25 protein-coding genes and 1 tRNA gene are annotated in these 23308 nt (G+C 59.6%); 10 read left to right on the top strand and 16 right to left on the bottom strand.

Features of this window, described 5'->3' with window-relative positions:
• Nucleotides 1–64: 64 nt before the first annotated feature.
• Nucleotides 65–661 carry a transglycosylase SLT domain-containing protein gene (locus PU634_RS03000; RefSeq protein ID WP_306762594.1) on the bottom strand — a complete coding sequence of 199 codons (597 nt, stop codon included), beginning with the start codon at nt 659–661 and terminating at the stop codon, nt 65–67.
• A 149-nt stretch (nt 662–810) separates the two neighbouring features.
• Here PU634_RS03000 and PU634_RS02995 point away from each other — a divergent pair, with 149 nt between their 5' ends.
• Nucleotides 811–3111, top strand: coding sequence for an arginine/lysine/ornithine decarboxylase (locus tag PU634_RS02995; RefSeq protein WP_306762593.1), 2301 nt, complete (start codon nt 811–813; stop codon nt 3109–3111).
• Between the two features lie 56 nt (nt 3112–3167).
• On the opposite strand, the gene flgL is transcribed toward PU634_RS02995, so the two are convergent.
• From flgL to PU634_RS02930, 13 genes are all read right to left on the bottom strand, one after another.
• Nucleotides 3168–4442 (bottom strand): flagellar hook-associated protein FlgL, encoded by a 1275-nt coding sequence (gene flgL / locus PU634_RS02990; RefSeq protein ID WP_306762592.1) that lies wholly within the window; start codon nt 4440–4442, stop codon nt 3168–3170.
• Nucleotides 4443–4451: 9 nt separating this feature from the next.
• A complete protein-coding gene (gene flgK, locus PU634_RS02985; protein WP_306762591.1) occupies nt 4452–6392 on the bottom strand; it encodes a flagellar hook-associated protein FlgK in 1941 nt (646 codons plus the stop codon).
• A 9-nt stretch (nt 6393–6401) separates the two neighbouring features.
• Nucleotides 6402–7382, bottom strand: coding sequence for a flagellar assembly peptidoglycan hydrolase FlgJ (gene flgJ / locus PU634_RS02980; RefSeq protein ID WP_306762590.1), 981 nt, complete (start codon nt 7380–7382; stop codon nt 6402–6404).
• A gap of 31 nt (nt 7383–7413) precedes the next feature.
• Nucleotides 7414–8505 (bottom strand): flagellar basal body P-ring protein FlgI, encoded by a 1092-nt coding sequence (locus PU634_RS02975; protein ID WP_306762589.1) that lies wholly within the window; start codon nt 8503–8505, stop codon nt 7414–7416.
• 10 nt (nt 8506–8515) lie between these two features.
• Nucleotides 8516–9190, bottom strand: a complete 675-nt coding sequence (gene flgH, locus PU634_RS02970; RefSeq protein WP_306762588.1) for a flagellar basal body L-ring protein FlgH — start codon at nt 9188–9190, stop codon at nt 8516–8518.
• Between the two features lie 12 nt (nt 9191–9202).
• Nucleotides 9203–9991: a flagellar basal-body rod protein FlgG gene (gene flgG / locus PU634_RS02965; protein WP_306762587.1), complete on the bottom strand. Its 789-nt coding sequence runs from the start codon at nt 9989–9991 to the stop codon at nt 9203–9205.
• Nucleotides 9992–10002: 11 nt separating this feature from the next.
• On the bottom strand, nt 10003–10749 hold the full coding sequence (locus PU634_RS02960) for a flagellar basal body rod protein FlgF (protein WP_306762586.1): 747 nt from the start codon (nt 10747–10749) through the stop codon (nt 10003–10005).
• Nucleotides 10750–10891: 142 nt separating this feature from the next.
• Nucleotides 10892–12973, bottom strand: a complete 2082-nt coding sequence (locus tag PU634_RS02955) for a flagellar hook-basal body complex protein (protein WP_306762585.1) — start codon at nt 12971–12973, stop codon at nt 10892–10894.
• Between the two features lie 12 nt (nt 12974–12985).
• Nucleotides 12986–13669: a flagellar hook assembly protein FlgD gene (locus PU634_RS02950; protein WP_306762584.1), complete on the bottom strand. Its 684-nt coding sequence runs from the start codon at nt 13667–13669 to the stop codon at nt 12986–12988.
• 3 nt (nt 13670–13672) lie between these two features.
• Nucleotides 13673–14092, bottom strand: coding sequence for a flagellar basal body rod protein FlgC (gene flgC, locus PU634_RS02945; RefSeq protein WP_306762583.1), 420 nt, complete (start codon nt 14090–14092; stop codon nt 13673–13675).
• Entirely contained in the window at nt 14089–14490 is a 402-nt protein-coding gene (gene flgB, locus PU634_RS02940; protein ID WP_306762582.1) for a flagellar basal body rod protein FlgB, read from the bottom strand. The genes flgC and flgB overlap by 4 nt, the downstream gene beginning before the upstream one ends.
• Nucleotides 14491–14553: 63 nt before the next feature.
• Nucleotides 14554–15375, bottom strand: coding sequence for a CheR family methyltransferase (locus PU634_RS02935; RefSeq protein ID WP_306762581.1), 822 nt, complete (start codon nt 15373–15375; stop codon nt 14554–14556).
• A 20-nt stretch (nt 15376–15395) separates the two neighbouring features.
• The gene (locus tag PU634_RS02930; protein ID WP_306762580.1) at nt 15396–16307 is read right to left on the bottom strand and encodes a chemotaxis protein CheV; all 912 of its coding nucleotides are present in this window, start codon (nt 16305–16307) and stop codon (nt 15396–15398) included.
• Between the two features lie 168 nt (nt 16308–16475).
• Here PU634_RS02930 and flgA point away from each other — a divergent pair, with 168 nt between their 5' ends.
• The 3 genes from flgA (at nt 16476) to flgN (ending at nt 17997) form a co-directional block, all read left to right on the top strand.
• Nucleotides 16476–17195 (top strand): flagellar basal body P-ring formation chaperone FlgA, encoded by a 720-nt coding sequence (gene flgA, locus PU634_RS02925; RefSeq protein WP_306762579.1) that lies wholly within the window; start codon nt 16476–16478, stop codon nt 17193–17195.
• 68 nt (nt 17196–17263) lie between these two features.
• Nucleotides 17264–17584, top strand: a complete 321-nt coding sequence (flgM, locus tag PU634_RS02920; protein ID WP_306762578.1) for a flagellar biosynthesis anti-sigma factor FlgM — start codon at nt 17264–17266, stop codon at nt 17582–17584.
• Complete coding sequence (flgN, locus tag PU634_RS02915; RefSeq protein ID WP_306762577.1) at nt 17584–17997, top strand: flagellar export chaperone FlgN; 414 nt, start codon at nt 17584–17586, stop codon at nt 17995–17997. The genes flgM and flgN overlap by 1 nt, the downstream gene beginning before the upstream one ends.
• Nucleotides 17998–18012: 15 nt before the next feature.
• Here the strand turns inward: flgN and PU634_RS02910 are convergent, their stop codons facing one another.
• Together PU634_RS02910 and PU634_RS02905 are read right to left on the bottom strand one after the other, a co-directional pair.
• Nucleotides 18013–18414 (bottom strand): LPP20 family lipoprotein, encoded by a 402-nt coding sequence (locus PU634_RS02910; RefSeq protein ID WP_306762576.1) that lies wholly within the window; start codon nt 18412–18414, stop codon nt 18013–18015.
• Nucleotides 18404–19132, bottom strand: coding sequence for a FlgO family outer membrane protein (locus PU634_RS02905; protein ID WP_306762575.1), 729 nt, complete (start codon nt 19130–19132; stop codon nt 18404–18406). The genes PU634_RS02910 and PU634_RS02905 overlap by 11 nt, the downstream gene beginning before the upstream one ends.
• A 176-nt stretch (nt 19133–19308) precedes the next feature.
• On the opposite strand from PU634_RS02905, the gene PU634_RS02900 reads away from it, so the two are divergent.
• The 6 genes from PU634_RS02900 to smrA all read left to right on the top strand — a co-directional run bounded on the left by PU634_RS02900 (nt 19309) and on the right by smrA (nt 23303).
• On the top strand, nt 19309–20442 hold the full coding sequence (locus tag PU634_RS02900; protein WP_306762574.1) for a flagellar assembly protein T N-terminal domain-containing protein: 1134 nt from the start codon (nt 19309–19311) through the stop codon (nt 20440–20442).
• Between the two features lie 76 nt (nt 20443–20518).
• A tRNA-Arg gene (locus tag PU634_RS02895) sits at nt 20519–20593 on the top strand.
• Between the two features lie 62 nt (nt 20594–20655).
• Nucleotides 20656–21486: an SDR family oxidoreductase gene (locus tag PU634_RS02890; protein WP_306762573.1), complete on the top strand. Its 831-nt coding sequence runs from the start codon at nt 20656–20658 to the stop codon at nt 21484–21486.
• A 46-nt stretch (nt 21487–21532) separates the two neighbouring features.
• Nucleotides 21533–22384: a TraB/GumN family protein gene (locus PU634_RS02885; RefSeq protein ID WP_306762572.1), complete on the top strand. Its 852-nt coding sequence runs from the start codon at nt 21533–21535 to the stop codon at nt 22382–22384.
• 70 nt (nt 22385–22454) lie between these two features.
• A complete protein-coding gene (locus PU634_RS02880) occupies nt 22455–22607 on the top strand; it encodes a DUF3149 domain-containing protein (RefSeq protein WP_306762571.1) in 153 nt (50 codons plus the stop codon).
• Between the two features lie 114 nt (nt 22608–22721).
• Nucleotides 22722–23303 carry a DNA endonuclease SmrA gene (gene smrA / locus PU634_RS02875; protein ID WP_306762570.1) on the top strand — a complete coding sequence of 194 codons (582 nt, stop codon included), beginning with the start codon at nt 22722–22724 and terminating at the stop codon, nt 23301–23303.
• The last annotated feature ends 5 nt before the right edge of the window (nt 23304–23308 follow it).

The raw sequence follows: 23308 nt of genomic DNA, 5'->3' as shown, positions 1-23308 counted from the left end.
TGCAATGGACTCCGGGGCAAGCCCGGAGCGACGACTCCCCGGCTTCAGCAACCTCCCTGACGCCTCAGAACCAGCCGTCATTCAGCTCGTCCTTGCAGCGCCAGTACTGCTCGGCATAGCGTCTGGCGCGGCTTTCCACCTTGCGTGACACCCCCAGCAGCCAGCGTTTTTTCAGGTGGCTGCCGCGGCGGTAACCGGTCCAGCCTTCGTGGTAATTGAGATACTGGCCGTAGGCGTCCCATTTCGAGATGCCGTTCAGCCGGCTGGTCTTGCTCATGTACCAGCCCATAAAATCGATGGCGTCGTCAAAGTCGTCCCGGTCGGCCCAGCCGCTGCCGGTCTCGCGCCGGTAATCGGCCCAGGTTTCGTCCTTGGCCTGGGCGTAGCCGTAGGCGCTCGATGCCCGGCCATAGGGAATAAACAGAAACCAGCGCATGGGCGGCCGGGCGTCGTGCCGAAAACTGCTCTCCTGAAACATCATGGCCATGGTCACGTGCACCGGCGCGCCCCATTTTTTCCGGGTGTCTTCGGCAGCCTCGTGCCAGTCGGGATATTGCTCAAAAATGGCACAGAGGTTGTCGGGGTTCCTGGGCGGCTTGGTGGCACAGCCGGCCAGTGTCGCCACCAGGGCAAGGGCGGCAAAATGAAAGGGTTTTGGCATGAGAACATCCTGTTTCAAACAGGTTTCAAATAGTGCCTTTACCGCTCGGACTTTTCCACTCATCCCTTGGCCAAAAGTTATTTAATCACTCCTGATGCATAACTATCTTTTGTCAGGCTTTCGGTCAGGCAGTAGAATGCGGAACGGCTATGATTCTGGCACTCGATCCACGCAACAAGGGACTCCTGATGCGCTTTTACTTTCCCATCGTCATCATCGACGAAGACTTTCGCTCCGAAAACACCAGTGGCTCCGGCATTCGCGAGCTGGCCTCGGCCATTGAAAAGGCCGGCATGGACGTGGTGGGCTACACCAGTTACGGTGATCTGACCTCATTTGCCCAGCAGCAAAGCCGGGCCGCCGGCTTTGTGTTGTCCATCGACGACGAGGAGCTGGCCGGCAGCCGGGAAGAAGCGCATTCGGTGCTGGAGCAGTTGCGCGGCTTTGTGGAACAAATTCGCCACCGCAACCCGGACATTCCTATTTACCTTTATGGTGAAACCCGCACCGCCCGCCACATTCCCAACGCCATTCTGCGGGAGCTGCACGGCTTTATTCACATGCACGAAGACACCCCCGACTTCGTGGCCCGGCACATCATTCGCGAGGCCAAAAGCTACCTCGACTCGCTGGCGCCGCCGTTCTTTCGCGCCCTCACCCACTATGCCCAGGACGGCTCCTACTCCTGGCACTGCCCGGGGCATTCCGGCGGCGTGGCCTTTCTGAAATCGCCGGTGGGTCGCATGTTCCACCAGTTCTTTGGCGAAAACATGCTGCGCGCCGACGTGTGCAACTCGGTGGACGAGCTGGGCCAGTTGCTGGATCACACCGGCCCGGTGGCCGCCTCCGAGCGCAATGCCGCCCGCATTTTCAACGCCGATCACCTGTTTTTTGTGACCAACGGCACCTCCACCTCCAACAAGATCGTGTGGAACTCCACCGTGGCGCCGGGCGACATTGTGGTAGTGGACCGCAACTGCCACAAGTCGATTCTGCACGCCATCATGATGACCGGCGCCGTGCCTGTGTTCCTGATGCCGACCCGCAACCACTACGGCATTATCGGCCCGATCCCGCGCAGCGAGTTCGAGCCCGCCCGCATTCGCCAGAAGATGGAAGCCAACCCCTTCTGCCGGGAAATTCTGGCGAAAAACCCGAACATCAAGCCCCGGGTGCTCACCATTACCCAGTCCACCTACGACGGCATCCTCTACAACGTCGAGGAGATCAAGGGCCTGCTCGACGGCGAAATTGAAACCCTGCACTTCGACGAAGCCTGGCTGCCCCACGCCGCCTTTCACGACTTCTACGGCGACTATCACGCCATTGGCGAGGGCCGGCCCCGCTGTGAGGACTCCATGGTGTTTGCCACCCAGTCCACCCACAAGCTGCTGGCAGGCCTGTCCCAGGCGTCGCAGATCCTGGTGCAGGACGGTGAAAAGACCCGGCTCGACCGCCATGTGTTCAACGAAGCCTACCTGATGCACACCTCCACCAGCCCGCAATACGCCATTATCGCTTCATGCGACGTGGCCGCGGCCATGATGGAAGAGCCGGGCGGCACCGCCCTGGTGGAAGAATCCCTGGCTGAGGCGCTGGAGTTCCGCCGCGCCATGCGCAAGGTGGACGACGAATACGGCATCGACTGGTGGTTCAAGGTGTGGGGGCCGGACGATCTGACCGATCACGGCCTGGATGAGCGGGACGCCTGGATGCTGCGCTCGGAAGACAGCTGGCACGGCTTTGGCGACATCGAGCCCGGCTTTAACCTGCTGGATCCGATCAAGGCCACCATTCTTACCCCCGGCCTCAACATGAAGGGCCAGTTTGCCGAGTCGGGCATTCCGGCGGTGGTGGTGACCAAATACCTGGCCGAGCACGGCATCGTGATCGAGAAAACCGGGCTCTATTCCTTCTTTATCATGTTTACCATCGGCATCACCAAGGGCCGCTGGAACACCATGGTGACCGAGCTGCAGCAGTTCAAGGACGATTACGACAACAACGTGCCGCTGTGGAAGATTTTGCCGGAGTTTGTGCAAAGCCAACCCCAGTACGAGCGGGTGGGCCTGCGGGATCTGTGCGATCAGATCCACGCCGTGTACAAGGAAAACGACGTGGCCCGGCTGACCACGGAAATGTACCTGTCGGATCTGGTGCCGGCCATGAAACCGGCAGACGCCTTTGCCAGAATGGCCCACAAGGACATTGAGCGGGTACCGCTGGACGAGCTGGCCGGCCGCACCACGGCGGTGATGGTGGCCCCCTACCCGCCCGGTATTCCGCTGCTGATCCCCGGTGAAGTGTTCAACGACACCATCATCAGCTACCTGCGCTTTGCCCGGGCGTTCAACCAGCGCTTCCCCGGCTTTGAAACCTACATTCACGGCCTGGTGGCGGAAGAACAGCAGAGCGAAACCCGCTACTTTGTGGACTGCGTGGCGCAATAAAGCAACAGGGCCGGCAAACGCCGGCCCTTGTTCATTTCAGCTGCCGCTGATTTATATCAGATGTAATTAAACAGGCTCATGCCCTGCAGTTTGCCAAACATGGTCTGGCTGGCCTGCAGTGCCACCATGCTCTGGCCCAGCTCACCGGTGGCCTTGGCATAATCGAGATCTTCCATACCGCTGCGCACCTTTTCCAGGGTCAGGGCCATGTCTTCATGTCCGTTTCTCTGGTTTTCCAGCCGCAGCAGCCGGTTGCCGGTATCGGCACGCACTCGGGTAAAGTGGGCTGAAGTTGCATCCAGCTCGTCCAGCACTTCATTGAGCTCGCTCTGGCCACTGGCGGAGTTGTTGTCTTGTTCCAGCCAGTTCAGGGCACGATTCAAACTGTCAAATACACTCAGTTGATCCTGGCCGGTACCCTTTTGTACGTCAGAAGACAGTGTAATGGTATCGCCTGGTTTGGCTTCACCTTTAATAGTGATATTTAATCCCAACGCATCTATTTTACTTCCCGGCGTATAAGGAGCAGGTGGAACCTGAGGGGCCGGTGGGAGCGGAGATGCTGGAAAATCATTACCATTACCGTCACTGATTCTAAATGCTATCCCACCGGGATTATTGGAATCATCTTCAAACACAATAGTGTAATTTGGGGCATCATTAAAACTTGCTCTGTTATCAGGATCAATCGACGCCTTTTCGACCCTCAGACTGTCTGCTCGAATTTGCTCTTTCAGATCATAAGATGCCAGAAAGTCTCCTCTGGGATTGGGAATTTGACCAAACACCAGACGCCCGTCGTGACTGGTGGCCACTCGCACCGAGGCCCCAATCTGCATTTCACGCTGGCCACCATCGCCTCCATAACTCACCTGCCCGTCTGGCTGCATGACAAAGGGCGCCTTGTCGCTCTGAAAGCCACCAAAAATATACTGCCCGAACTCATCCTGGCTGTTGGCCAGGTTCAACAACTCACCCATATTGTTTTTCAGTTGCATCGCCAGGGCATCGCGCTCGGCCTGGGTGTTGGCACCGTTGTTGGCCTTCAACAAGAGTTCGCGACTTTGCTGCAGCAGGGTTTCCCCCGTGGTCAGGGCTGACTCTTCCCGGCGCAGGCGATTTTCAGCCAGATCGATATTGCGGCCATACTGCTCGATGTTTTTCAGCTCTTGCCGGTAATTGACAATGCCGTTCATGGCCACGGGATCATCCGCCGCCGTCTGTACACGAATACCGGAAGACAGTTTGTCCAGCTGCTCACTGATTTGAGCCGTTTTGCCGGTAATGTTATTAAGTTGAGTTTGATAAAACCCGGAACTGGAAATGCGCATCATGGCTCCTTAACGGATCTGCAACAGGGTATTCATGGCTTCACTGGCCACCGTCACCACACGGGCCGACGCCATGTAGGCCTGCTGAAAACGCAGCAGGTTGCTTGCTTCTTCATCCAGGTTGACTCCTGTTATTGACTGCTCACGATCAAGCGACTGACTGTAAACCGCCGCCGCGGTTTCGGCACGAATCCGCTGGTTATAGGTTTGCGTACCCACACTCACCACCGACTGATTAAGCCCCTGAGCCAGGCTAGTGTTTCCCCTGTCCAGCCATTTGCCGGATTTGATATTGGCCAGGGCCACCGCATTAGTATTGTTGCCGGTACCGGCGGCATGCTCTATTTCAAAGCGATCATAAGCTTTGGGCAAGCCGTTCACTTTCACACTGAGCCCTTCCACCGTGATCACCGGGTTACTGGCATCAAAAGCGGCTGTCACACTTTGTGGATCACCACTCGCATTCACAAAGTCGACAGTGTAGTTACCGGCATCATCAAAACTGACCGTCCAGGGGGATCCCTTCTGTGGTATGCGAGTCTGGTCAGCTATGGTGATCTCCAGAGAGACGGCGCCACTGTTATCACTGCCCGGGCTGACGTGCACCGAGCCGGAGGCCGCAATCTGCCGGCCATCGGTCAGGTTTACACCCAGCTCGCCGGCACCACTGCGGGTGGGCCGCAATTGCATGATGTCGCCGGCCGTCAGTGAGCCGGCCGGATTTTCCGTCAGCTTCAGGCTGATGCCATGGTTGCTGTCCAGGCTGGTATTGAGCTCATCAATACCGGCATAGCTTTCCACTTTGCCGGTATTCAGGTTGGTCAGCTCGTAACCGCTGCCGGTGTATTTAAGGCTGAACTCATCACCGCTCAATTTGCCCACATCTGTGATGCTGACCTCGCCACCGACATTGCTGTTGGTGCCAAGAAAGCGGTTGCTGCGGGCCTGCGGGCTGTTGATGTCGTTAAAAAAGTTCTGCCCTGGCTGACCATCCAGATCCACTCCCTGAGACTGTACCCGATTGAACACATCGGCAATGGCTACTGCCACCTTGCCAATTTCACTCAGGCTTCGGGGCAGCACCTGGTTCCGGTATTTCAATACGGCTCCCAGCTCACCACCCAGATCGTTGCCGTTCACGCTTGTAGCCAGGGCTGGATTATCGGGGTTAACCAGATACAGCTCTCGTTCCCGTGGATCTGCTTGTCCCGGGCGGCTTTGCAGCTGGTAGGCACGATTACCGCTGACCAGCGGCTCACGGCCGCCCAGCAGCACAGATACCATGCCGGTTTTCTCATCTTTCAGCGTGGTTATCTTGACCTCTGATGACAGTTGATGGATGAGCTTGTCGCGCTGGTCCAGCAGATCATTGGGAATACCGGTTTGCCCTGCCTGCTGAATTTCCTGATTAAGCCTGGCCAGGGCCGATGTCATCTTGTTAATCGAGTTACTTCTGGTGTCAATTTCACTGCTGGCCGTGGCCATTTCCTGAGAGAAAAAGTCGTGTAAACGATTGTACTGACCAGCCAGATCTTCCGCTCTCGACAAGGCAATATCCCGGTTTCCCAGATCCCCCGGGTTATCGACAATGGCATTGAGCGCTCCATACAATTCGTCCATTCCCCCGGTAATGGCCTTGCTCAGGTTGGTCAGGCCCTGATCAAGATGGGATAAACGCTGGTGAAGGGCGCTGGCACCGGCCTGCTCGGTATTATTGACCAGCAGATCCTTGAAAGCATATTCCTGGTAAAGACGGGTAACACTGGACACCTGGGCGCCGGTGCCAATGTACATGCCTCCTTCGCGCATGGCATGAGCGGTGCCCTGCTCAACCCGCTGGCGGTGGTAGCCTTCGGTGTTCACGTTGGCAATGTTGTGGCCGGTGGTGGCCAGCTGGGCCTGAGCCGCCAGCAGCCCGCTTACCCCGGTTTGGTACATATCAACAGCCATGGTGTGTCCTTATGCTTGTGAGGCCAGCCGGTTGACGGTGTCGAGCACCGCCGCAAGCTTGCTGGCATAGTTCGGGTCGGTGGCATAGCCCGCCTGTTGCAGGGCCTGAAAATACTGCCGGGGGGAGCCGGTTTGCTGCAAGGCGTCACCGTAACGGGGGTTGTCGTTCAGAAACTGCACATAATCGTTAAAGCTGTCGTTAAAGGAGGCATAGGTTCTGAACGGTGCCTTTACCTGCACGGCAATGCCCTGCTCGTATTCCAGGGTACTGACCCAGGTTTTCTGCGCTTTCCAGCTTTTATCGGCCTTGATGCCAAAAAGATTATGGCTGGACTCGCCATTTTTTCTGCCGATGATTTTTTTGCCCCAGCCGGTTTCCAGCGCCGCCTGAGCCAGCATGGCTTTGGGGTCCAGCCCCAGCCGCTCGCTTGCGGCGGTGGCCGCGGGCAGCAACCGGCGCACGAACTCTTCCGGTGAGTCAAAGGTCTGCCCGGCGGCCAGGGTCACGGCATGATCCTGTGTATTTTGCGCCGCCTTCAGCGGCGGTCCGGCTTTTGCTCCCGGCTCGGCCGCGCTGGTATTTTCCTCGGGCGGACGCACCACCTTGCCCTGAATGCGGCGTACATTCTCGAGGGGGAAGTGGCGAGCTTCCGGAGCCGCAGCGGCGTCTTCACCGCCGCCCAGCTGGCGCACAATCAAGTCCGCCAGCCCCAGGCTGCCCTGCCGGCTGAGCTCGCTGCTCATCTGCTGATCGTGCATATCCTGATAAAACTGGGTGTAGCGACTGTTCATGGGGCTGTCGGCTTCAAACACCTTGTTGGCATCGCGCATCGACTTGAACAGCTGCTGGGTGAACAGGCTTTCAAACTGGCGAGCGGCCGCATCCAGCGCCTCGCCCCTGTCTCTGGCAAAGCCCTGCTGGCGCAGCCTGTCCAGCCCCTGAATATCGTTGGCCAGCAGGCTGTTCTGAACATTATCGATATTTTTCATGCGCTGCCTCCGCCCACTCCGGTTAAAGACGTTAAATAATCACCAGTTCACCCTGAATGGCGCCCGCCTGACGCAGGGCCTCGAGAATGGCCACCAGATCGCCGGGAGCCACGCCCACCTGGTTCACCGCCCGCACCAGATCGTCCAGGGTGGTGCCGGTGTCCAGCTTGAACATGCGACCGTCCTGCTGCTGTACATTGATGGTGGAGTTGGGCACCACCACGGTATCGCCTCCGGCCAGGGCATTGGGCTGGGATACCTGAGGGTTTTCATTGATGGTGATGATGAGCCCGCCATGAGTAATGGCCGCCGGCTTGAGCCGCACCTGCTGGCCAATCACCACGGTGCCGGTGCGGGAGTTGATGATGATCTTGGCCGCTTCGTCGGCCACGTCCACGGTCAGGTTTTCCAGGGTCGACAGAAAACTGACGCGCTGGCCGGTATCCCGGGGCGCATACACGGTCACCGAGGTGGCATCCAGCGCCTGGGCACTGTCGGGGCCAATCAGCTCGTTAATCGCCTCCGCCATGCGTTTGGCGGTGGTAAAGTCGGGCCGGTGCAGGTTAAAGGTGATGGTATCGCCCCGGGCGAAGGAGCTGGGCACTTCCCGCTCCACCATGGCGCCACCGGGAATGCGGCCCACGGTGGGCGTGTTGATCATGATGGAGGAGCCGTCGGTCCCCTCGGCGCCCAGCCCGCCCACCACCAGGCTGCCCTGGGCCAGGGCGTATACCCGGCCGTCCACCCCTTTCAGAAAGGTCTGCAGCAGGGTGCCGCCGCGCAGGCTCTTGGCCTCGCCAATGGCCGACACGGTAATGTCGATGGTCTGGCCCGGCTTGGCAAAGGGCGGCAGCTCGGCATGCACCGCCACCGGTGCCACGTCGTTCATCTTGGGGCGCAGGTTTTCCGGCACGGTAATGCCGAAATTGGTGAGCATGGTGCGAAAGGTCTGCTGGGCAAAGGCGTTATTGCGCTCGCCGGTGCCGGGCAGGCCCACCACCAGGCCATAACCCACCAGCTGGTTGGCGCGCACCCCGGCCACCGAGCTGATGTCCTTGATCCGCGCCGCCTGAGCCGGCAGTGCCAGCAGGCCGGCAAGCAACACACCGAAAATGAGCTTCATGCCGTTACTCCTAGAAGGGGAACCAGGGACTGTTGAAGAACTTGGCCAGCCAGCCGCGGGACTGGGTGTTGGCGAAGTCGCCGGTGCCGCCGTAGTAGATGCGGGCGTTGGCCACCCGGGTGGACTCCACCCGGTTGTCGGCACTGATGTCCTGGGGGCGGATCATGCCGCTGATGCGCACATATTCCTCACCGGTGTTGAGCATCAGCCACTTCTCCCCCTGCACCATGAGGTTGCCGTTGGGCAGTACCCGCGCCACGCTCACGGTAATGCTGCCCTGCAGGCTGTTGCTCTGGTTGGTGTTAGCCTGGCCGTCAAACTCGTTGTTGCTCGACATGCTGGCGGTCACCGGATAGCCGGCCACATTGATGGCCTGACCACCTATGTTGAGGGGATTGATGTTCAGGCTGCCGTCCTTGGCCTGCTGGGTGGTGGCCCGCTTCTGGGCCCGGGTCGACTCGGCCAGATCCACGGTAATGATGTCTCCGACACGATGCGCCTTGATGTCGGAATACAGGCTGTTGGCGTAGTTGTCCTGAAAAATGGCGCCGTTGGGCTCCAGCTGCTCGTGCCCTGGGCCGGGCATGACAGGCGCGTAGGCCGGATCGTCCGGCTTGGGGGTATAGGGCGTGGCGGTGCAGGCCGCCAGCAGGGCGGCCGCGCTCAGGATCAGGGCGAGTCGCATGGCGGCCTCCGGTTACAGTTGCTGGTTCACATAGGCCAGCATGTCGTCCACGGCGGAGATCACCTTGGAGTTCATCTCATACACCCGCTGGGCCTGGATCAGGTTGACCAGCTCTTCGGTCACGTTGACGTTGGAGGTTTCCAGCATGCCCTGCTTGAGGGTGCCAAAACCGTCGGCGCCGGCAATGCCCTGCAACGGCGCACCGCTGGACTGGGTGGCCAGGTAGAGGTTTTCCCCCTTGGGCTGCAGACCGGCGGGGTTGGCAAAGTCGGTCACGATAATCTGACCGATCACCTGGGAGTCGGCCTGGCCGGCCAGTTGCACCGATACCTCACCGTTGGTGCCCACGCTGATACTCTGGGCATTTTCCGGGATCTGCATTTCCGGCAGCAACGGATAGCCGTTGCCGGGGGTGACGATAATGCCTTCCTCGTTGAGGGCGAACTGGCCGTTGCGGGTATAGCCGGTGGTGCCATCGGGCAGCAGCACCTCAAAAAAGCCGCGGCCGTCGATCATTACATCCAGGGCGTTGTCGGTGGTCTGCACGCTCCCTTGAGTAAAGGTCTTCTGGGTGGCCACCACCTTGCTGCCGGCGCCCAGCATCAGGCCGGACGGCAGATTGCTGTCGGCGGTGGCACGGCCGCCGGGCTGATGAATGTTCTGGTAGAGCAGGTCTTCAAAAATGGCCCGGCCCTTTTTAAAGCCCACGGTACTGGCGTTGGCCAGGTTGTTGGAAGTGACCGAGATGTTGGTCTGCTGGGCATCGAGCCCGGTTTTGCTGATCCACAATGCGGGGTTCATTCTGCTCTCCTTTAGCCGATGCGCAGCAACTGGGCATGGGCCTTGTCGTTCTCTTCGGCGTGATTCATCATCTTCAGCTGGGTCTCAAAGCGCCGTTGCAGGTCGATAAGGTGGGTCATTTCACTAATGGGATTGACGTTGCTGCCTTCCAGGGCGCCGGCAATCAGCTGCACCTGGGCCGAGGCCGGCTCGGCTTCGCCGTCCTTGCGGCGAAACAGGCCATCCGCCCCCTTTTCGATCTGATCATGGGCCGGCAATACCGTCTTGATGCGTTGCAGCTCGGCGCCGCCATCGGCGGGCTCGCCTTCCAGCCGGGCAAAGAGGGTGCCGTCCTTGTTGATTTCCAGTTTTTCCAGCGGCAGCGGCAGCGCAATGGGATTGCCGCCGTCGTCCAGCACATTGAGCCCGGTGCTGGTCTGCAGCAGGCCTTCCACCGACACCTGCAGGTTGCCAAAACGGGTGTAGGCCTCACTGCCGTCCGCCGCTTCCACCGCCAGCCAGCCGTCACCGGCCACGGCCACGTCAAGTTCCCGACCCGTGGTCTGAATGGGACCGGCGGCAAAATTTTGCCCCGGGCGCTCGGTCATGGCAAACACCCGGGACGGCAGCCCTTCACCAAAGGCCTGCATGGCCCGGGCCTGCTCCAGATCGGCACGAAAGCCGGTGGTGTTGGCGTTGGCCAGGTTGTTGGCGCGCAGGGCCACGCTGTGCATGTTTTCCTTGGCGCCCGACATGGCGATATAAAGCAGGTGATCCATTTCAGCTCCGCAGTTGGCCGAGTGGGTAATGGCGGAAATAATGCAAAATCAGTGCCATTGATATGTTGTGAGGGGCAGGGAGAGAAGCGTGAGGGGATGCAGGCCGCCTCACTTCATCACGCCCTCCCCCTCACGATTAGAACTACCGGATTTGCAGTATGGTCTGCTGCAGGGTGCTGTTCACTTCCAGCGCCCGGGAGTTGGCCTGAAAGTTGCGCTGAGCGGTGATCAAGTCCACCAGCTCACTGGTCAGGTTGGTATTGGACTGCTCCAGCGTAGCCGACAATATTCGGCCATTGGGACCTTCATTGGGCTTTCCTCCAACCGGTTCGCCCGACTCCTGAGTAGGAATCCAGCCTGTGCCACCAACCGAGCGCAGGCCTTGTTCATTAGGCACCCGGGCCACCGCCACACGCCCCAGATACTCCTTGCTGGCATTGCTGTAACTGGCCACCACCAGGCCGTCTTCGTTGATATCCAGGGAAGTCAGGTAACCAACCGTGTTGCCGTCCTGCTCCATTGCCAGCACTTCAAAGGGGCTGGCGTATTGGGTGAGCTCATCAAACGCAAGCGTAAACTGTTGGGAAGGATCGGCGCCGTCAGCCGGTATACCGGCATTTTCCAGGGTTTCTGTCTGCAGCGGATCCACACTGAAGGTAGGGTTCCCTCCCTTGTTATCAAAGGTCACCACAAATCCTTCAACCTGATGATCCAGTCGCTTGGAGGAGTCCAGCGGATTAGGATAAGTCACTGTGGTGTCAACACCACCACCGGGCACACTGATGGGCTTGCCATCCACGGTCAGGGTCGCATTCCAGCTGTTTTCGGGCATGCTTCGCTTGGTCAGATACATGGTGGCCTGACGCGGTTGTCCCAGGGAGTCGTAAATGGTGATGGTGGTACTGTTGCTGTAGGTCTTGCTATCGGTAATGTCGAGTACCGCATCACTCCCCATAACACTGCTGTTATTGGCCAGACCGAGCTCAGCCAGCAAACTGGCCGGTGAGGGAGTACCGGTAGTGTCCGCCGACAACGACAGGCTGGATTCACTGCCCTGACTCTGGGACGTGATTGAAAGCTGTCCGTTGGCGTCCAGTGCCACGGCCACTTTTTTTTCGTAAGGGGCAAGGGCACTGTTAATTTTGCTTTCAATATCTTTTAACATGCCATCCAGACCATTGGCATTACTCTGGTAATTCTTATCCAGAGTTACTGCCACATTGGGCGTGCCATCAACGCTGATATTAAAGGTCAGGTTGTTGGTACTGTAATCCCTGGTGCCATTATCGATCCACTGGCTATTTGCCCCACTGCCCAGCTCTGTGGGCAAACTCACATCAATGTAAGCTCCCTCTCCCTTGGTTCGTGAAGCAATCTGCAGCTTGCCATTGGCATCGGTCGCTAACGCCACCTGCCCGGCCTGAGGTGCGGTGTTTTTCAACGCCAGGTTGATGGCGCTTTCTACCTGCGACAGGGTGCTATAGGTGCCTTCCGGCAGGGTGATGGTGGTTCTCGAAGGCTGACTTTCTCCCTGCCAGGGACGATAGCTGGCGGCGGTTACCTCTAACGTCACTCCCCCGGTATTAATGGTAAGCGGAAAAACGGGAGCATCATTCAGGGTAACACTGGCTGAACTCTGGCGGCTGGGCGGCAATACCTGAGTTCCGGCCAGAATGGCAGAGGTACCGGACGCGGTAAGGTATTTGCTGCCCTTGTCCAGGTTCAGGCTGGTGGTAATGTTACGGGTGGCTTCCGGCGCACCTGCCGCCTGAGGAATCCGCAGCGGCGTGGTTTCTCCCAGCCCCAGGTTACTGACTCCCCCGGTCTGTGCGTCCACGTTATATACCCGCAGATACTGACCTTGGGAGTTGGTCACATAGTTCTGATTATTAAGTTTAAAAGCACCCGCGCGGGTTAATGTGTATTGGCTGCTGTTGAGTTCGTCCCCCACCACAAAAAAACCCTGGCCACTGATACGCATATCGAGGGGGTTATTGGTATAAAGCGACGCACCTTCATGAAACTGCTGGCTCACCGCTGCCGTTTGCACGCCATTACCGGTTTGGGTTCTGGCATTGGCAAAAATCGAGTTGGAATAAACATCGGCAAACTCGGCCCGGGATTCCTTGAAACCGTAGGTATTGACGTTAGCGATATTATTGGCTGTTACATCCAGGTCTTTCTGGGCAGCATTAATGCCACTGAGAGCAATATTAAACGACATAATTCATTCTCCTCACGCAGACGTTCCGCCGGCTATTTCAAGAACCTTGTCAAGCGGCACACCGCCCATACCTACAACATTAACCAGGTTGGGGCTGGTGCCACTGCCCAGGGTTACGCTGCTGACCTTGCCAAAAACCAACGCATTCAGCTCGGTACCGGCGCCATTGACCAGTCCGTTTACCTTAAATTTGTAATTTCCCAGCGTAAGTGCTTCACCGTTATTATTCAGCCCGTCCCAGGTAAAGGGAACGTTGCCTTTATGTGGCCCTGTCAGGTTCAGCGTACGCACCGTCTGCCCCTTTTCATTTTCTACGGTAATGGTCAGGTTACCGACCCCGGAACCCGTTACAATTACCCCATCAACCGGTGCCTTGCCATCCCAGTGTCCGGTATTGACCGGCAACAGCACCCGCTGCCCCACCAGACTGGACGCCTGCAAGGCCTGGCTGGAAGTCATGACCGAATTAAGACTTTCTACCTGCTTGGTCATGGAAGCAATGCCTTCAGAGGTAGAAAAGGCGGTCATCTGACTGATCATGTCGGCGTTGTCCGCCGGCTTGAACGGATCCTGATAAGCCAGTTGTTGAGTCAGCAGCTGAAAGAAGTCTTCCTGTTTCAGCTGCTGATCCTTGGGTGTTCCCAGGTCAACCGGCTCGGTTTCCCGCAGTCCGTTAATATATCCGGATATATTCATTTATCACCCCTTGCCCAGCCGCAGGGTCTGCTGCAGCATCTGCTTGGCGGCGTCGGCCACCTGCACATTGGTCTGGTAGTTACGCGAGGCACTCAACATGTCGGTCATCTCTTCCACCACGTTGACATTGGGCTTGTAGATAAAGCCCTCGGCGTCGGCCAGGGGATGATCCGGATTGAACTCCTTTTGCAGCGGCTTGTCGGTTTCCACTATGCCCATGATTTTGACGCCGACACTTTCCTGACGATGTGACAGTGCCTTGTCGAGATCGGCGGCAAACACCGGCTTGCGAGCCCGGTAGGTCTGATCGATGCTGGAGCTCACGCTGTCGGCGTTGGCCAGGTTACTGGCGGTGGTGTTCAGGCGGACCGACTGGGCGCTCATGGCGCTGCCGGAAATATCGAATACCTTAAAAAGGCTCACATTGAGTCTCCTTTGATCGCTTTCAGCAGGCCGGAAATCTTGCTGTTGAGAAACTCCAGCGAGGCCTGGTATTGCAGGGCGTTTTCCATGTAACTGGTGCGCTCGGCCTGCACGTCTACCGTATTGCCGTCGCCGGTATCGGGCTGAGTAGGCACCCGGTACTGCACAGCGCCGGGCGGCGCCAGTTCAACGGCAAAATGGCGGCTGTTGGTGCGGTTGAGGGAAAACCCCTGAGCGCCCTGGGCCTGGCTGAGGGCGGCCTGAAAGTCCATGTCTTTGGCCTTGTAGCCCGGCGTGTCGGCATTGGCCAGGTTGCCGGCCAGCAGCTCGGCCCGTTCGGAACGAGCCACCAGCGCATGCTGGTGAATGCCAAACGCCTTGTCGAAAGAAATCGTCACCGCCACCTCCTGCTTTGTCGTGACCCGGTAATGGTCCCTAATAAAGCAAAAGGTGTGCCAGATTTATTTGAGACGGTAGATGATGCCGGGAGTACAACGGATCATGTCAAACCGATCCGACAGACCGGTGAGGGATTCCGACGCCCCCAGCAGCAGGTAGCCACCGGGGTTAAGTGCGCCGGCAAACTGGTTGAGGATCTTGGACTTGTTCTCGGGAGAGAAATAAATCAGCACGTTACGGCAGAAAATAATGTCGAACTTGCCCAGTGAGGCATAGCTGTCAAGCAGGTTGTAGGGCCGAAAGCTGACCATGTTTCTGATGCTTGCCTGCAACTGCATGCGGCCGTTATCCAGCGGCGTAAAAAAACGGCTGCGCCGCTCCGGCGACAGGCCGCGGGCCAGCGACAGGCTGTCGTAAATGCCGGTTTTGCACTGCTCCAGCATGGTGGCGGAAATATCGGTGGCAAGAATTTGCAGCCCCGGCAAACTGCCTGGCCGCCGGGCCGAATATTCCTGGGCGGTCATGGCAATAGAGTAAGGCTCCTGCCCCGAGGAGCAGGCCGCCGACCAGATGCGCAAAGACTTGCCGGGCCTGGCCAGCTCGGGAAACAACCGCTCGCTGAGCTGAACAAAGGGGTAGCTATCCCGAAACCACAGGGTTTCGTTGGTGGTCATGGCGTCGATCACCGCGGTTTTCAGCTCCCGCTCGCGCAGTTGCATGGAGCGCTCCAGCAACTGCCCCATGGACTCGATACCAAAACGCGCCATGAGAGGCGCCAGACGACTCTTTACCAGATACTGCTTGCTGTCACCCAGCACGATGCCGGTGTTGCTTTCCAGAAACCGGCAAAACGCCGAGTACTGCTCGTCGGTGAAATTTTTCATCCGTGTACGTTACACCTTGCTCAGAGCGCGTTGTTAACGGCCGAGGCCAGCTCATCGGGCTGGAACTTGGCAATAAAGTTGTCGGCCCCGACCTTTTCAACCAGGGCCTTGTTAAACACGCCGCTCAGGGAAGTGTGCAGGATCACGTGCAGATCTTTCAGTGCCGGATTATTGCGGATTTCGGCGGTCAGGGTATAGCCGTCCATCTCCGGCATTTCCACATCGGAAATCACCAGCGACAACTGGTCGTGAATGGGGCCCTGCCCGGCCAGCTCCACCAGCTTGTTCAGGGCCTGGCGACCATTTTCGGTGACAATGCACTCCAGCCCCAGGGATTCCACCGCCTTTTGCACCTGACGGCGGGCTACCGAGGAGTCGTCGGCAATCAGCACGGGTTTGTGCCGCCCTCCCTGATGCAGGGACTGCTCGATGATGTCCGCGTTCACTTCGGTGCTGGCCGGGGAAATTTCATCGAGGATTTTTTCAACGTCGAGAATTTCCACCAGCTCGCCGTCAATTTCGGTGACGGCGGTCATGTAGTTGAAACGCCCGGCCCCCTTGGGCGGCGGCAGAATGGACTCCCAGTTCACGTTGATAATGCGCTCTACCGAGTGCACCAGAAAGCCCTGCACCGAACGGTTGTACTCGGAGATGATTACAAAGCTGTTGTCGGTCTGCTCGATGGGCCGGCCCCCCATGGCCTTGCTCAGATCGATAATGGAGATGGTCTGGCCACGAATATTGGCCACGCCGCGAATCACCGGATGACGCTGGGGCAGGCTGCTCAGCCGGGGGCATTGCAGCACTTCCTTGACCTTGAAGACGTTGATGCCAAATCTTTGGCGGCCATTGAGCCTGAACAGCAGCAATTCCAGCCGGTTCTGGCCCACCAGCTGGGTTCTCTGGTTTACCGAGTCAAGTACTCCCGCCATTATTCCGCCTCCAGAACGATTCATAACGCCACGCCAAGGTGCATGGCATATTTTATGCATAATTAGTAATCTGCCGTCACCTAGCTTAACACCGGCAAGGTGTCAGCGCTACTTGAGCCCGGCACAGTCAAGATCCGCGATGAAGGCGTTATCGGCGATGGAGTGAAGATGCTTAACGGTTTTTTTTCCCGGCACAGAGGTCGTTTTCCCTTTGCAGCCCGGCTGAGTCTGATGCTGCTGACCACCATACCGCTGGTGGCCTGGGGTGGTGTGCACGAACAGGTTCGCCAGTACACCGAAGACTATGTGCGTGATTTTGTGGCCGCCGGCCCTCGGGACCAGGTTGAAGTGGAAGCCGCCAGCATAGACACCCGCCTGCAACTGACCGAATGCCCGGGCCTGCTTACCGCCGACATTCGCGGAGCCGGCGAGGTCCGGCGCAACACCCACGTTTTTGTGCAGTGCCACGAAGAGCCGGGCTGGAGCCTGTTTGTGCCGGTGCGGGTGCGCATTCTCAAACCGGTGGTGACCGCTGCAGTTCCCATCGCCCGCAATACCCTGCTGCAGCCCGGACAGTTGCAGATAAGCTACCAGGACGAGGTGCTGCTGCGCGGCGATGTATTTGACGACATTCAAGCGTTGCTAGGCACCCGCAGCAAACGGGATCTGCGCCCGGGCCGGCCGGTGCTGGCCAGCCAGCTGTGTGTGGTGTGCAAGGGCGACAGGGTCACCATAGTGGCCGAAACCGGCGGGCTGTCGATACGCACCGACGGCATCGCCGAGGAAGACGGCAGCTTTAATGAGTCCATTCGCATTCGCAACAGCCGTTCCGGACGCCAGATCCAGGGGCGGATCAGCGAGGCAGGGGTGGTGAGAGTCGGACTGTAAATTCTGCTAAAGTTGCTTACAGGCCGGCCGATAACCAGGCTGACAGCAGCGAATCAGGATTGAATCTTATGGCCATCGACAAGCTCCCCCCCGGATTTCATAACGGCCCGTCGGTCAGCAACAGGTACCCGCAAAAAAGCGGTACCGCCAGCACCGGCACAGACCATCGTGCCCAGACCATGGCTGGCCGCGACGAAGTGACCCTGACCCCGGAAGCAAAACAGCTCGGCCGCGTGCAGCAAAGCCTGCAGGCCGGTGCCGGCGCCGATAACAGCGCGCGGCTGGAAGCCCTGAAAAAGGCGGTTAACGACGGCAGCTACAAGGTGAACGCCGACAGGCTGGCCGGAAACATCATCAATCTGGAGCAAGACATAGAGTCCCTGTATTAATGAGTCTTGATACGCTGCTGCAACAACAACAGGAACAACTCGAGCGGCTGCTTGAGCTGACCGAACGGGAGCTTCAGCTTATCGTTCGGCGCAAGGCGCTGGAGCTGCCCCCCCTCACCGAGCAAAAGCAACAACTGCTGCTCGATATTCAGGCCACCGACGCCAGTCTGTGCGCTCACCCCGAGGTGGAACAACTGAAAACCACCCATCAATCCCGGGTCGATGCCCTGCGCGCCCTCATGGCACGGTGCCGGGAACGCAACCAGGTGGCCGAGCAGGTACTGGAGCAGTCCCTGGCCGGCACCCGCCAGCTGGCCAATATTTTAAGCCGGTTGCACGAGCGCCAGAGCATGACCTACGATCAGAAAGGCCACACCCGGGGCATCAACAAGGGGGCCGGCTTCAAGGTGTGAGCCGCCGCCGCTGTCTTATAATCCATCCCGGCGCAGTTTCTGATACAGCGCCAGATCCAGTTCCAGTTCGGTCACGTACATGTCGCCGTCGGGATAGCTGTTCACCACCCGAGCTCCGCGCACCACCCCCCGGCTGGCACTACTCACGGTGCCGTCCTGCAGAATATGACTGTCGAGCTGACTGGAGCTCGATACCCGCACTCCGCTCAGCTGCTCACTCAGCTCCCGGTAGGCGTCCAGACGCGAGGCACGCATGGCATGCAGCAGTTTCTGCTGGTAGTCCGCCGGGCGCTGCAGGCTGATGGGAGCATAACCCACCGCATAAAGATGATTCCGGGCCGGACTACCGGCGCTTCCCTGGCCGGCACAGCCGGCCAGGGTGACCAGTGCCAGCAGGGCAATCAGCTTATTTTTCATAGCGTTTCCTGATGTAGTCGGGGATCTCGGGACCGCGCGTATTCAGCATGGCCGCCACCAGATAATCGGGCACAAACTGCTGGGCGCTGCTGACAATGCCGTGATCCGCCATGGAGATCAGCCGGGCATTGATCAGTTTGCCGCCCTGGGTGTCGCTGATGGTGCCGTGCAACAGATACTGGGCATTGATGCGCCCGCTCAGCTGGCGGTAGTCCCGGCTGGTGCTCACATCCCCCTCGGGCGTAATGCGAATAAAGGGCAGCGCCTTGAAGTCCACCACCTTCAGCCCGTACTGATTGAGCTGAAACATCATGGTTTCCGACAGCAGCCGGCTGAACTCGTCCTGGCTGGTGTAGTCCTCCTGGCTGACAAAACCACTCACGGCGATGCCTGCCTGCCGGTTCATATTGTGGGCCGAGGCCACCAGCCGGTGCGCCAGGGCCGACATGTGCCGCTGCAACTGGGTCTGGCCCCCCACCAGCGAGGGCCCGGCCTCGGGCAGATGGGCACTGCGGGTGCCGGCACTCATGCGCATGGGCACACCGTCCTGACTGTGCCGGGGCGAACGGGCCGGCGCCGGCTGCTCCCCCAGGGCCTGGTGACTGACGTAGTGAGCCGCATGATCATGAGGCAGGTAATGGTTTTGACCGTCGAACCGGGGCTGACCGGTGCAGGCGGACAATCCCAGCACGGCAAGCAGGATAAGGGCTCTTGTCATTCACAGGCTCCCGAAGCAAAAGAAACTGAGTGTATATCGGCCAGTGGAGCGTCAACTTTACGCTTTCAGGCCAGGTTGCGGCCATGTGCCCGGCAAGGTTTTTGCATAAACCTTGCCATATTCTCACTGGGACCGCGACTTTTTAAGGGCGGCTCACCGTTTGACAGGATGCATCCGTGCTCAGAAAAAACCTTGCTTCACTGTTGCTGTTGTTTCCGTTGCTCGCCCGGGCCGACTGGTATCAGGCCGAAGGCTCGGCGCCGCTCAGTCTGGGAGTTGACACCGCCCGCCAGCAGGCACTGGAGCAGGCCCTGAGCGATGCGCTGCTGCAGTCGGGCGCCTCTCTCAGCACGGTGCAGTCGGCCACCAACGGCGCCTTTGCCGGCCAGCAACTGGATATTTCCGCCCAGGGCGAGCTGATGGACTACCTGATCCTGAACGAGCACCGGGAGCAGGGCCGGCTGTGGCTGACGGTACGGGCCGACATCTGGCCCGGCGAGCGCCGCCAGGAGCAGTGCGCCGGTCGTTATCGCCCGGGCATGACCCTGACGCCCATCACCCTGCTGCATCCGCAGCAGGGCGCCACCGGGCAGATCTATGAACTGGGCACGGCACTGGCCCAGCGGCTGGCCAGCCGGCTGGAGCCCAGCGTCAATATTACGTCGACCCTTGCCCTTGGCCTGGATACCGACCCGGCCCTGCCCCGCACGGCCGGCCTGCGCCGGGGCAGCGATGTGCTCGCCGGCACACAGCAGTCCCGGCTGTTACTGAGCGGCGTGATTGAAGACATCAGCATCGAGGACGGACACTGGACCCAGTGGACCTTTTCCGACATTCCCCGGGCCTTTCGCATGCGCATCACCCTGGAAGACAGCCTGACCGGCGACGTGCTGCTGCAACGCCGCTATCAGACCCGCGCCAGCTGGGACTATAAAAAGCACGACAGGGTCAATGTGCATGAACAGGCATTCTGGCAGTCCGGTTACGGTCTGGCGGTGGAGCAGTTGCTGGCGAGCATCAGCCAGGACGTGATCAAGGCCCAGGCCTGTCTCAAGGCGGTGGGCAACATAGTGCAACAGTCGGAGGAAGGCATACTGATGGATCTGGGCCGGCGCGAGGGCATTCAGGTGGGAGACAGATTCACCCTCACTCACCGCCGTCAGCTGACGCCGGGCTATTACAGCGAAACGGCATCACAGGCCGCCTTTGTGGTGCAGCAAAGCCATGCCGACTACAGCCTGCTGGTGCCGGCCGGCGCCGAGGCCAAACGCATTGCGGTGATGCCCGGCGATCGCCTGACCCAGCTGTAATCCTGCTCGAATAACCGCCAAACGCTCGGCACGACGTTGCACCCTCAGGCGAAATTTGCAATATTGTGCCGGCCTTGTCCCCGTAGTTTAATGGATAAAACAAGCCCCTCCTAAGGGTTAGATGCAGGTTCGATTCCTGCCGGGGACGCCAGCCATCGATCCTCCCGCGCCTTTTCTGCTACATTGGCCCCAGCTTGATAACGGGAGCCATTCATGACCAAGTCTGTTCTGATCACCGGTTGCTCAACCGGCATTGGCCACGCCGCCGCTCATTACCTGCACCGCCGGGGATTTCAGGTTATCGCCTCGGCCCGGGCCGAACAGGACGTGGCGCAGCTGCAACAGCAGGGGCTCAGGGCGGTGCAACTGGATCTGGCCGATGACGCCAGCATAGAGCGCGGCCTGGAGCAGGCCCTCACGCTCACCGGCGGCCAACTCTACGGCCTGTTCAACAACGGCGCCTATGGCCAGCCCGGCGCCCTGGAAGATCTGCCCACCGCGGCCCTGCGCGAGCAGTTCAACACCAACCTGTTCGGCACCCACCACCTCACCCGGCTGGTGCTGCCGCTCATGCTCGAGGCCGGCGAAGGCCGCATTATTCAGAACAGCTCGGTGCTGGGGCTGGTGGCCATGCAATACCGCGGCGCCTACAATGCCACCAAGTTCGCCCTCGAAGGTTACACCGACACCCTGCGGCTGGAGCTGGCCGGCACCCGTGTGCATGTCAGCCTGCTGGAACCCGGCCCCATTGAAACCCGCTTTCGCGCCAACGCCAAAGCCGCCTTTCTGCGCCATATCGACATGGCGCACAGCCGGCACAAGGCCGGCTATCAGCAGACCTTGGCCCGGCTGGAAAAACCCGGCCCCGGCTCCCGCTACAGCCTGCCGGCGGACGCCTGCCTGCCGCCCCTGCTGCACGCCCTCACCAGCGACCGTCCCAAAACCCGCTATCCGGTCACCCGTCCCACCATCATGCTGGGCTGGCTGCGCCGGTTGCTGAGCGACCGGGCACTGGATCGGCTGATGCTGAAGGCCGGCGGCTGACGTCCACCTCTTATCATCACGGCTGGCATGCCAAGCGGAGAGTCTCATGAAACGGATGTTGCATTTTTTACTGTGGCTGTGGTGCACTCAGGCACTGGCCGCCCCCGCTCTGTGGCAGGCCACCAAGGGAGAGCGGCAACTGTGGTTGTTCGGCTCGGTTCATGTTGCCGATGAACGCCTTGCCACCCTGCCGCCGGCCCTGCTCGCGGCGCTGGATAGCAGCGAGCTGCTGTTGCTGGAAATCGACCCCCTTGCCCTTCACTTTAACGACTTCGCCCACCTGATTGAACGCGATACCGACTGGCGCGAGCGGCTCGGCCCCCGGCTGGCCTTCGAGCTGGAGCAGGCCGTGGCCCGCAGCGGTCGCCCGGCCCTGCGCGAGCTGCCGCCCTGGTTTGTGGCCCTGCAACTGACCCAGCTGCGCGCCGCCGAGCTGGGTTTTCACAGTCGCCAGGGCGTCGACATGCAGCTGCGGCTGCTGGCCCGGGACCGGCAACTGCCGGTGGCCGGGCTGGAGCAGCCGGCGCTGGTGATGGGACTGCTGTCGTCGCTGCACCGGCGCGACCTTGAACGGGACTTTGTGGCCCACAGCCTGGACGAACTCAAGCACATGCAGGATCACCTCGATCATTTGCTCAGAGCCTGGCTGAGCGGCGACGAACAGACCCTGCTGGCCTTGTTGCAGGATGAGCAAAGCCCGACGCTCACCCGTTTTATCGAGAATGAGCTGCTGGCACAACGCAATCGCATGTGGCTGACGCGGCTGGAGCAACTGGCGCCCCGGCGGGCGCTGATGGTGGTGGGCGCGCTGCACCTTTATGGTGATCGGGGTCTCATTGCCCTGCTGAAACAAGCGGGTTATACCCTCAATAAAGTGGAGGACCCGCCGCTTTATTGATCAGGATCAGCATGTGCCACTGTGGTCCCGTTAGGATGGCTTCAACGGAGAGCGCGAAAGGAGACATCCCATGGAATTCTGGCTCGATTTGATGTTTGGCAGCGATGTGGGCTTGATGTCCATGCTGGTCATCATTGCCACCACCCTGTTGATCAGTTTTTACGCCGGTTACTTCATTTACAAGGTGATGAAGTCAGAGCCCGGCCACGAAGCCGGTAAATAACCCTCAGGTTTAATAACGGCGGAATCCGACCTCCTCCTCCCCCGGGTTCCGTCGTTCCCCCTTTTATCCCATTTGCTTATACTGCGGCTATGCCTGAATCAAAGGAGCCGCGCCATGAGCCATTCCGACTGGTCGTCCTTTCTTGATGAACTGGACGGACTCACCCCGCTGGAGCAGGATACCCTGCCCACCGGCCACCGCGACCCGCGGGACGCCGTCGCCCTCGCCGAACGCCGTCGTGCCGCCGAGATCCAGGCCGAAGCCGCCGATCCCGGCCTGTCGCTGGACAGGGTGGTACTGCTACGCCCCGACGACATGATCAGCTACAAGAAGCCCGGGGTGCAGGACGGCGTGTTCAAAAAGCTGCGCCTGGGCAAATATCCGTGCGAGGCCCGGCTCGATCTGCATCACCACAGCGTGGAGCGGGCCCGGAGTGCCCTGCTGAACTTTATTCGCGCCTGCCTGCGTCAGGATCTGCGCTCCGTGATCATCGTTCACGGCAAGGGCGAGCGCAGCCAGCCGCCGGCCCTGCTCAAGAGTTATGTTTCCGGCTGGCTGCCCCAATTGCCGGAGGTGCTGGCCTGCCACAGCGCCCTGCGCCAGCACGGCGGCAGCGGCTGCCTGTATGTTTTGCTGCGCAAGAGCGAGCAGGCCAAACAACACACCCGCGAGTGGCTGCAAAGCCACCGGGGCTGACTTTT

Source organism: Oceanimonas pelagia (assembly GCF_030849025.1).
Classification (GTDB): Bacteria; Pseudomonadota; Gammaproteobacteria; order Enterobacterales; family Aeromonadaceae; genus Oceanimonas; species Oceanimonas pelagia.
Note: the sequence above shows the minus strand (reverse complement) of the source record. Positions and strands in the feature narration are given on the sequence as shown.